Raw genomic sequence first — 9,869 nt, 5'->3', positions numbered from 1 at the left:
TGAAGACCGGGATATATTTAAGCATATCGTACCTGACGGCACTTAAAGACTCGGGGTATCGCTTTTTGCTACCAATATATTGTCCCTGACGGGACAAAAGAGGGTTGGGTTATAATATGAGAGTCAGCAAGCTGAAGGATTCATACGATTATTTTTAAAAATAGATTGTTTTCGTTTGACATTTAAAAATTTTTGATGAATATTAAGTTGAATATAATTTAAAGAATTAACTAAAGGTGAAACAACAGCAATATTGTTGTTACAAAGATGTTAGGCAATATTTTAAATCATGCTGACAGAGATAATAAATAAAGAAACCGGAAAGAATCGCGATAAAGTGATAGCCACTTTGCGAAAAGGAATTTGTGATAAGTTCCAATTATTCCCAGACAAAATAATGCATGGATTCATAATAGATAATAAAATAAGAGCGTTTATTAGTCCACCATTTGGATTCGTTGACCCTTTTAAGTCAAGAGTAACGGGTATAATTGAAAACAATAATAACAAGACAGAAATTCAGTTAAAAGTTAATCCGAGTTTCGTAATAATTGGCTTTATTATGATTTGGATTGGATTGATAATATTTATGATTATAACACATAATTTTAGAGATATTCTGAATTCTTTAGGATTTATTGGTATAGCAATTATATTCACAATAATTCCATTTGGACTTGCTAAAATAAAGATACGGTGGGATAAGAAAAGACTGGAGAATTGGATAGATAAAGAAATAAAAAACATTGTCTAACACGCTATATATAAATTGAGGTTTAAGCGGTATTCAAGTGTATTGCCTCGCATCAAGCTCAGTGTACCTTGAAAGAGAATAGCTCTGTAATCCACAACTTTTCATTAGCCACCGTTGTATGTGATTTTAGGAAACTACTCAACCAGACAATTTTCCTATGAATAAGTTGTACTTTAGGACAACATTTACTATATTTGCATCGTTAAACTTATATGAAACTTAGAACGATCATATTTTATAAGGATTACTTTGAGAAGTTCTTTATAAAACAATGTCAAAAGATAAGAGACAAAATAATCTGGACCTTTGACCTAATTGAAAATCTTCCAAGGGTCCCTGATCTTTATCTTAAGCATATTGAGAATACTGAGGGTCTTTATGAGATAAGGGTTCAAATGGGTAGTGATATTTACAGGATATTTTGTTTTTTTGATCAGGGACAATTGGTGGTAATCGCAAATGGTTATCAAAAGAAGTCTCAGAAGACACCAAAACAAGAGATCGAATTGGCACTAAAGATTAAAGGAGAGTATGAAAATGAAAAAGAATAATATCATAACACTGGAGCAGTTTAAAGATAAACACTATGGTAAGCGTGGAACTGCTAAAAGAGATGAACTGGAAGCTGGTTATGAAAACTTCAAAATTGGGGCACTGATTCATGAAGCAAGAGTTGAAAGAGGCTTAACTCAGGAACAGCTTGCAGAGAAAGTTGGTACTACAAAATCATATATTTCAAAGATAGAGAATAACATCAAAGAAGTACGTATCTCAACTCTTCAGAAGATAGTTGAGCTTGGATTAGGCGGACAATTACAGCTTTCAATAAAACTATAATAAACCACATACAGCAGGTATAAACCATTGCTGACAGCGGGTTTGTGTAGGTCATCTCACTTAGTTACCTTTTACCACCTAGAAACCAAAGCGCCCTGAAAACACAACGGTTCATACCTGCGGACGTTAGCGGCAATTTTGTACTGACAGGAACTCCTTAGAAGTAGTTTTGGTACCAAACTAAGAGTAATATATAATTAATTGAATATGAAAAAACTAATTAGTGTCATTTTATTAATAGTAGTCTTTTTGCAGGTAACAAAAGCGCAAGTTAATTACACAGTTGATTACTCAAAAACTATCGGCAAAAATACAGGTTTCTGGAAGGCCTGTGGGTACGATTTTCTCTTTAAAATAGTGCCTGAGCCTGAAGGACAGACGTTTTTAGACAGGGCTCAAAAATACAATACCGTCAAATATTTCAGAACCCACAATACCTTTAGCAATCGTTCGGCCGGAGACAAAAAAGCCGGCGGAAATATCTGCGGCCAGGTGTTGACCATCGATCAAAAAGGCGAATATCACTACAATTTTTCCATTGTCAACAAAACATTTCGCGAATATGTAAAAAGAGGCATGAAACCCATAGTTGAGTTCGATTTTTATCCCGACGGATTTAATGTCAAAAGTGCAAAAACCAACGACGAATCTTTTGAATCGTATGTTGGGCCTCCTGTTAGCTGGGAAAAATGGCAGGAATTGCTCGACAAATTCATGCAAAACCTAATCAAAGAATTTGGCGAAGACGAATTGAAAACTTGGTATTTCGAAGTTTGGAACGAACCCGATGGCTGGGATCGCAAACTTTTACCCGATTTCTTTAGGTTGTATGACGTGTTTGCCCATACCGTGAAATCGTACAACAACGATTTTAAAGTGGGTGGGCCGGGTTGCTTTAATATTTCGTTTTTAAAGGATTTTCTCAACCACGTAGTTTTAGATACCAACTATGTTACAAAAAAGGTGGGCACTCCAATCGATTTTATTTCTTACCACATTTATGGGATATCGGGCGGATGGCTCGTAAAAGCACCTGAAATGTCTCCCATGGTGCAGAAGTTCAGCAACGATATGCTTTTATTGGAACGGTTGATATCGAAATATCCTTCGCTTAAAAATACTGAATTTCATATCAATGAATGGGGCTTGTGCTCTCATGGCGATTCGAAGTTTGTTACTGAGTATCCTGAACTGGAATACAGAAACAGTGAAGTTTCGGCCTTATTTTTGGCCAAACTGGTCGATTGTTTATACGCCATTAACGACAATTACAAATTCAAAACAAGTCTGTTACTATACTGGGGCGCCTGGTTCAACGCTGCAACAGGACCCATTTTCTGGGGTTCAAGAGATTTGATGACTTCGGGTTGTGTGCCAAAACCCATACTTACTTCGTACGAAATGCTTGCTTTATTAGGCGAAGACCGGTTGAAAATTACAGGACCCAAAACAGGTGGACCCATCGGACTGTTGGCCACAAAAGGGAAAAATGAATGTCAACTTTTGATTTACAATTACAACGAATTTGAAAACAATTTCAATCAAAAAACTAACGTTCAACTGTCGGTCGACAATCTGAATTTCGGCGGAAAACAGGTAAACATAACCGAATATTGGTTGTCGAAAACGCAACACAACACCTACCGTGAGTGGGAAATGATGGGCAAACCACAGGCAGCACCCGATGTAATTGAGAAATTAAAAAAAACGGCTGAGCTAAGCCCTGACAAACAATATACACTAACACTTAACAATAATAAACTTACACTCAATCTCGACATATTGCCCCATTCGATGTGTTTAATTACTATCTGTAAGCCCTAAAAATGACTATTCCAATGTCTGTAAAAAATAAAAACTAACGTCAATAAATATTACTCCGATTGGTCTGCAAGAACCGGCGATGAGTCTGTGTTGAACTACACCGCCGGGCTTTGGGCTATGTACTTAATGAGGTTTTTGGGTATTTTTTGACGGCAGGCTGGTTAACCGTTTATAATATAACCGTTTAAAAAGTCATCTTTTTTATACTACCTTTTTAAGTGAGTTTTGGCCAATATTTTCAGTTTTGAAATATCAATCTGCGAAAGAAACAACCCGACGATAACCAGAAAAGTGCCCATAATTTTATTCAGGCCCAGTTCTTCATTTAATAAAAAATAAGCCAATATGGCTGTGAAAACCGGAATAATGTTGGTAAAGGTATTTGCTTTGGTTACCCCTATATGCCTGATCGAATAGGCAAAAAATACAAATGCAAAGGATGAGGCAAATATGGCCAGTTCAAATATGGCTTTGAAATTTGCCAGGGTGTATGTCGTCTGCCTTACCGTATCAAAATCCAGAATAAAAAATAAAGGCGCAAACAACAGTGATCCGATCATATTCTGATAGGTGACTATGGTAAATGAATTGTATTTATAGGCAATTTTCCGGATCATGATCGAATAGCCAATGGCCGCACATACAGCCAGGAACATCAGCATGATCCCTTTCAGCGGAGCCTGCAGGTGAAATCCGTGATGAAAGATTATAAAGATGATCCCGATGATTGAAAGTAGGATGCCCAGTATATTGGCCGGCGATACTTTTTCCTTCAGAAAAATATAGCCCGCAAAAGGGCTGAACAGGGGTATCAGGGCGATGATCACTGCAGCCATGGATGAAGACACCAGCTGCATTCCGAAACTCTCGCCTATGAAGTAAATAAAGGGTTCGAAAAAAGCAGCAATAAGGAAGTATTTGAAGTCTTTTAATTTGACTTTCTGCAGTTCTTTTAAACTGAGGCTTAAAAAAAACAGGAAAACGGCCGATATGACCAGCCGGAAAAATATCGTGGTAATGGGTTTGAAATACAGGTAGGCATCTTTATACCAAATGAAGGAAAGACTCCAGAAAATCATCGACCATGTCAGCAAAAAATATACTCCGGCTTTTTTATATCCTGATAACATTCAAATATCTTTAAATTCAATGGCAAATATAATCACAACTTTAGACCTAATTCCTGATTTTAGGCTGAAGAAAATGAAAAAAGGATACCGCGAACGATACCCTTTTCTCATTTTCAGGAAAATAGGTTTTCTATTTCTTCTTTTTCATCAGGGTGACAATCAGAAAGTAAATCAGAAAACCTGCTGAAATAAAAACAAGTTCCATTCCAAAAGCAGCCATGGAATTTTCTGCTGAATATTCATCCATTTTACCTGCAAAATAAAGCTGGTTGGAAATCAATAAACCAATACCTGCCATGAAGCATACAAGCCCCCATTTTAGGGTAGGATAGCGGCCTTCGTTTTCATCCTCCTTTGGAGGAGCTAAAATACCTGCCTGGTCGAAATGTTCTGATTTAATAACCCTTCGTTTCAAAAGAAAATCCGTGAACATTTTAATGATTTGATAGAGTGCAAAAAAGACTACTACCGTTACAAAAAGTTCTTTCATATCTTTAAGTTTTATTATTTTGATTCATAAGTCGTATGGTTCTTAAAATAGGTTGCAGAAAAAGATTTTTATTTATAAATATTCAAATATCTTTTTAAATTAATTTTATATGTCTTCTGCAACCTTTTAATTGCCTTTTTAGACTAATGCTTCAATGACAGATTTAGAACTGATAGAGCAGATAAAAAACGGCAATACCAATTCATTCCGCTTTCTGGTAAATAAATATCAAAAGCTGGTTTGGGTGATGGTTTGGCGTATGGTACCCAGGCAGCAGGATGCAGAAGACCTGTGCCAGGAAGTTTTTCTGCGCGTTTTTAAAAGCATCCGGCATTTCAGGGGCGATTCAAAACTTTCTACCTGGATTGGATCTGTTACTTATAATACCTGTATAGATTTTATCAGGAAGAAAGGAAGCGAAAAAGTAGTGCTGGCCGATAATAATCCTGGAATGACTGATGTGGTTCTTAAGATGCCTGAAGCTGCTAATCCTTTTGATTTGTTGCAGAAGGATGAAGTAAAAAATATGGTGCACGAGTTGATTGCACAACTTCCTGTTCATTATCGGACAGTGATTACCTTGTTTTATCTCGGTGAATTTTCACTGAAAGAAATTGAAGAAATTACATCCATGCAGGAGGGTACGATAAAAAGTTATCTGAACCGGGGAAGAAACCTTATCCGTGAGGCTTTTCAGTCATATATGATGAAAAATACCCGTGAAGATTTGAATTTTTAAACTTATAGTTATGCAAAGCAACAATAAACCTGATGATCTGGATAAATGGATAGATGAAGCCATCAGGACGGCTCCTGATATTGATATTCCAGATTCTTTTTGCGACAAGCTTGTAAGCAAGGTGGAAAAACGTATGGCCTGGCAAAGATTAATAGTTGATTTCGGGATGAAGGTTCTGCTGATAATTTTTGCATTGGCCATTTTAGGGCTTACGCTTTTCTTTTCTTTCCAGTCAAAAAGTGGCTCAGATAAGGAAATTGTTGCCTTCCTTTCTCATAATTGTTTGTTGATCTCCGAAATACTGCTTTGCCTTACTTTTACCTTTTTTGTTGACCAGGTGGTGATGAAATTTTTAAACAGGAAGATGAAAAGGTTGTAAAATAGCTTGATATGGTTCGAGGCGGTTTGAAATGGTTTGAAATGGTTTGAAATGGTTTGAAATAGTTTGAAATAGTTTGAAATAGTTTGAAATAGTTTGAAATGGTTTGAAATGGTTTGAAGGGTTTAAAATAATTCTATTTTTTATCTTGGCGATTTGGCGGCTTTGCGAAAAACTATTCCACGCTATATGTTGCAGGGACGCAAAAATACAATAAACACTAAGTCACGGAGATATTTTTCATCATTTCTCTGTGAGTCTCTGTGAAAGAACTCTGTGGCTCTCTGTGTAATAATAAAATACGATAACAAAGAGATACTTGTAAGATAAAGATAGTTTGATGGGGTTTAAAAAAGTTTGAAATATTTTGAGGTAGTTCAAAAATTTTAAGGGAAAGTAAAAAGGCCTCACAGAACTTGATCTGCGAGGCCTTTGATTTTATTTAACCAGCAACAGAGCGTCTATTCTCCGCTTTTGGCCATAAAAAGGTTATAATAATTTGAGAATTTCTGGTTGATTTCATCTGATAATGGAGCCAACTTGTATTCTTTAGTTATTCTTCCCAATTCCTGTAAGGTTTGAAGCGATATTTTTGTATCGTAATCAATCATCCTTACATAGCCCTTACTTAAGCCCAGATAGTATTTTAAGTCCTCGTCGGTGACTGCAAATAATTTGCCGATAATGGCTTTGGCCTTCTTTACTTCATTGGCCCTTAAGTAAGTTTCTGCAATTTCGGCCATGTAAAAATCGTATGGAACCTGATTGTGCGGGGTAAGTTCCACACAACGGTCGAGAACCTTTACAGCAGAATCGCGTTTCCCTTCGTCAAGCAAAGCAGAAGCCAGGCGGTTGAAATTGTTCCGCAACTTTATGATGAGAAAAGTCCGCAGATTAAATTCATCAATCAGTACATGTGGCTGATTCATGCGTCCCCATTTGAATTTGTTCATCATGTTGTTGTACATGACTTTCGTGTCAATGCGCCCGACAGACAAATAATTGTCTTTAGCTACAGTTTCAAGGGGTACCAGGCGGTAGGCAAATCCTTCAAGTTGCAGGTAATTGTCCAGGCTCAGGCAACCTTCCCTTCCCGTTGCTGTGAAATAGATTGGCCGCTTCCAGTTGTTGGTGGCAATCATATCCAGGACCAAAAGGTCGCTCTTTGTCAGATAACTTCCGGGAATAGTCCATTCCAGATAGGGAACAATTTCACCTGCATTCTTCGGGTCGACTGTCCCGTTATGCAAGACGGTTGCTGAATCAACAGGTACCAGGACTTTTCTTGTAGGCATATAAGCTACTTCCTCGTTATTTTCTGATTCAAACTTGGTCCTTGGGTCATCAGAAGCTATAAAGTCCATTACATCCTTGATGCCTGCATAGTCTTTCATCTTCTCAATGATATAAACCATATTGCGCTTGCCTTCGATGTATTTGTCGCTGCTCAGCGAAATAGGCAAAGGATCGGACTGATAGCTTTTCCATTTCATCTGGTCAATGTACCAATCCATATTCAGAAGCATCAGGTTTACCACCCTGACATCCGTCCTGATACCTTCCACTTCCTGGGCATACCACAGCGGGAAGGTGTCGTTATCCCCGCCGGTAAATAGGATGGCATTTGGTGCACAGGAATTAAGGTAATCCGCCGCGATGTCCCTGACGGTATATCTCCCTGAACGGTCGTGGTCATTCCAGTTTTGCTCAGCCATCAGGCAGGGTACGCAAAGCAGGCAGATCAGGGTTGCAAGGACAGTTGTCGCAACCGGATGTGATTTGCTTTTCAGCATATCGCAGACCGCCATTACGCCAATACCAATCCAGATGCAAAAAGCATAAAAAGAACCCGCATAGGCATAATCTCGTTCCCTGGGTTGTAAAGGCGTCTGGTTGAGGTACACGACAATGGCAATGCCGGTAAGGATAAAAAGCGACATCACCACCCAGGCATCCTTGGAATGACGCTGGTAATGGTACATCAGTCCAAGAAGGCCGAGTAACAAGGGCAGCATGAAGTAACGGTTGCGCCCTTTGTTCGATGTAAGGCTTGACGGCAGATCTTTCTGCGGGCCCAACCGGAAACTGTCAAAAAACGGTATACCTGTAATCCAGTTGCCGTGCAGGATTCCTCCCTGGCCCTGTACATCATTTTGCCGTCCTGAAAAATTCCAGAGGAAATAACGGAAATACATGTATCCCAACTGATATTTGAAGAAAAAGCCAAGATTTTCGAAAAAAGTTGGTTTGACCAAAGTTACCTGTTCTCCTTTTTCATCGGTGGTACTGATCCTTGTCCCTTTTATGTTTGCCCAGTTCTGGTAAACACTTATATGACTGGGATCAGAACTATACATACGCGGGAAAATCATGTTGAAGGCCGGATCAAATTCAACTTCTACTTTATGTGAAGTCACCTCATAGCGTCCGTTAATTTGGGTATAGGTGGGTTTCCCTTCCTTGTATTTCCTGACCGGGGCGCTGTAGCATTGTCCGTAAAGCAACGGCCTGTCGCCGTATTGCTCGCGGTTCAGATAGTACAGCAAGCTGAAAACATTGTCGGGATTGTTTTCATTAATTGGAGGATCGGCCCAGGAGCGGATGACGACCATTGTAAATGAACTGTAACCGATAAGGATCACTGCAAAAGCCAGGATGATCGTATTCCATACAACTTTCCTATGTTTGTAGGTATAGTACAAACCATAAATGACGGCAGAAATCAGCAGGAACAAATAAATGACCACTCCGCTGTTGAAAGGCAACCCAAGGCTGTTTACAAAGAACAATTCAAAGGATGCAGCAAGCTTGATGACACCGGGAATCAAAATATACATCATGCCTCCCAGAATGCCCAGTGAAATAAGCAAAGCATACACAACCCCTTTTGGGGTAAAGGGATATTTTTTGAAATAATAAACCAGGACAATTGCCGGAATAGCCAACAGGTTCAGTAAGTGAACACCGATGGACAATCCCATCAGATAAGCAATAAGTATGATCCAACGGCTGGAATGTTTCTGACCGGCTACATTTTCCCATTTCAGGATTGCCCAGAATACCAGGGCAGTGAATAAAGATGAACTGGCATAAACTTCTCCCTCAACGGCTGAAAACCAGAATGTATCTGAAAAAGTATAAGCTAAGGCACCAACTACACCGCTACCCATGATGGTCAACAACTGGGGAGTGGTAATATCACTTTCCTGGTTTTTCAATATGATTTTTTTGGCCAAATGGGTAATGGTCCAAAACAGGAACAAAATTGTAAAAGCACTGGCAAGAGCCGACATGGAGTTGACCATCATGGCCACATGAGCAGCATCCTTTGCAAAAAGTGAGAAAAACCTGGCCAGGATATTAAAAAATGGTGCTCCTGGCGGATGACCTACTTCAAAACGGTAGGAGGTAGATATAAATTCGCTGCAATCCCACCAGCTTGCAGTGGGCTCAATCGTCATAAGATAAACAACAGCGGCTATCAAAAAAACGCACCAACCCGTGATGTTGTTTATTAATTTGAATTTCTTCATTTTATTAGAATAAATAAAACCTCAAAGAAAGCGAAAGTACGTTATTTTTTAATTTTAAGTTGCCTTGCTGCTCAATTTTATTGCTCCCTTTTTATAGAGAATTGTTAATCCTACGGTTTGTTGCTTCTGCTTTATATTAAATTTTTGTTAATTATTTGATTTTTTGATAATTTGTTTTATTTG

General features: G+C 38.5%; 9 protein-coding genes. 6 read left to right on the top strand and 3 right to left on the bottom strand.

Annotation, left to right across the window (positions count from 1 at the left end):
* Positions 1-289 precede the first annotated feature (289 nt).
* The 4 genes from Q8907_08085 (at position 290) to Q8907_08070 (ending at position 3,415) form a co-directional block, all read left to right on the top strand.
* The gene (locus Q8907_08085) at positions 290-754 is read left to right on the top strand and encodes a hypothetical protein (protein ID MDP4274221.1); all 465 of its coding nucleotides are present in this window, start codon (positions 290-292) and stop codon (positions 752-754) included.
* Positions 755-966: 212 nt separating this feature from the next.
* Positions 967-1,305: a type II toxin-antitoxin system RelE/ParE family toxin gene (locus Q8907_08080; GenBank protein ID MDP4274220.1), complete on the top strand. Its 339-nt coding sequence runs from the start codon at positions 967-969 to the stop codon at positions 1,303-1,305.
* On the top strand, positions 1,286-1,591 hold the full coding sequence (locus tag Q8907_08075) for a helix-turn-helix transcriptional regulator (protein ID MDP4274219.1): 306 nt from the start codon (positions 1,286-1,288) through the stop codon (positions 1,589-1,591). The genes Q8907_08080 and Q8907_08075 overlap by 20 nt, the downstream gene beginning before the upstream one ends.
* Before the next feature lie 207 nt (positions 1,592-1,798).
* Positions 1,799-3,415, top strand: a complete 1,617-nt coding sequence (locus Q8907_08070) for a hypothetical protein (protein MDP4274218.1) — start codon at positions 1,799-1,801, stop codon at positions 3,413-3,415.
* Positions 3,416-3,621: 206 nt separating this feature from the next.
* Here Q8907_08070 and Q8907_08065 read toward each other — a convergent pair whose 3' ends face one another.
* Together Q8907_08065 and Q8907_08060 are read right to left on the bottom strand one after the other, a co-directional pair.
* Positions 3,622-4,545, bottom strand: a complete 924-nt coding sequence (locus Q8907_08065) for a DMT family transporter (GenBank protein MDP4274217.1) — start codon at positions 4,543-4,545, stop codon at positions 3,622-3,624.
* 130 nt (positions 4,546-4,675) lie between these two features.
* Positions 4,676-5,035 carry a hypothetical protein gene (locus Q8907_08060; GenBank protein ID MDP4274216.1) on the bottom strand — a complete coding sequence of 120 codons (360 nt, stop codon included), beginning with the start codon at positions 5,033-5,035 and terminating at the stop codon, positions 4,676-4,678.
* Between the two features lie 154 nt (positions 5,036-5,189).
* On the opposite strand from Q8907_08060, the gene Q8907_08055 reads away from it, so the two are divergent.
* Together Q8907_08055 and Q8907_08050 are read left to right on the top strand one after the other, a co-directional pair.
* Positions 5,190-5,774, top strand: coding sequence for a sigma-70 family RNA polymerase sigma factor (locus Q8907_08055; protein MDP4274215.1), 585 nt, complete (start codon positions 5,190-5,192; stop codon positions 5,772-5,774).
* A 10-nt stretch (positions 5,775-5,784) separates the two neighbouring features.
* On the top strand, positions 5,785-6,153 hold the full coding sequence (locus Q8907_08050; protein ID MDP4274214.1) for a hypothetical protein: 369 nt from the start codon (positions 5,785-5,787) through the stop codon (positions 6,151-6,153).
* 461 nt (positions 6,154-6,614) lie between these two features.
* Here the strand turns inward: Q8907_08050 and Q8907_08045 are convergent, their stop codons facing one another.
* Positions 6,615-9,686 (bottom strand): DUF2723 domain-containing protein, encoded by a 3,072-nt coding sequence (locus Q8907_08045; protein ID MDP4274213.1) that lies wholly within the window; start codon positions 9,684-9,686, stop codon positions 6,615-6,617.
* Between the last annotated feature and the right edge of the window lie 183 nt (positions 9,687-9,869).

Source organism: Bacteroidota bacterium (assembly GCA_030706565.1).
Classification (GTDB): Bacteria; Bacteroidota; Bacteroidia; order Bacteroidales; family JAUZOH01; genus JAUZOH01.
This window is presented reverse-complemented; position numbering and strand designations above follow the sequence as displayed.

What these genes read in the sequence shown, in the direction of transcription:
- Q8907_08085 (MDP4274221.1), top strand. Translation starts at nt 290, where the DNA reads ATGCTGACAGAGATAATAAATAAAGAAACCGGAAAGAATCGCGATAAA.
- Q8907_08080 (MDP4274220.1), top strand. Translation starts at nt 967, where the DNA reads ATGAAACTTAGAACGATCATATTTTATAAGGATTACTTTGAGAAGTTC.
- Q8907_08075 (MDP4274219.1), top strand. Translation starts at nt 1,286, where the DNA reads ATGAAAATGAAAAAGAATAATATCATAACACTGGAGCAGTTTAAAGAT.
- Q8907_08070 (MDP4274218.1), top strand. Translation starts at nt 1,799, where the DNA reads ATGAAAAAACTAATTAGTGTCATTTTATTAATAGTAGTCTTTTTGCAG.
- Q8907_08065 (MDP4274217.1), bottom strand. Translation starts at nt 4,545, where the DNA reads ATGTTATCAGGATATAAAAAAGCCGGAGTATATTTTTTGCTGACATGG.
- Q8907_08060 (MDP4274216.1), bottom strand. Translation starts at nt 5,035, where the DNA reads ATGAAAGAACTTTTTGTAACGGTAGTAGTCTTTTTTGCACTCTATCAA.
- Q8907_08055 (MDP4274215.1), top strand. Translation starts at nt 5,190, where the DNA reads ATGACAGATTTAGAACTGATAGAGCAGATAAAAAACGGCAATACCAAT.
- Q8907_08050 (MDP4274214.1), top strand. Translation starts at nt 5,785, where the DNA reads ATGCAAAGCAACAATAAACCTGATGATCTGGATAAATGGATAGATGAA.
- Q8907_08045 (MDP4274213.1), bottom strand. Translation starts at nt 9,686, where the DNA reads ATGAAGAAATTCAAATTAATAAACAACATCACGGGTTGGTGCGTTTTT.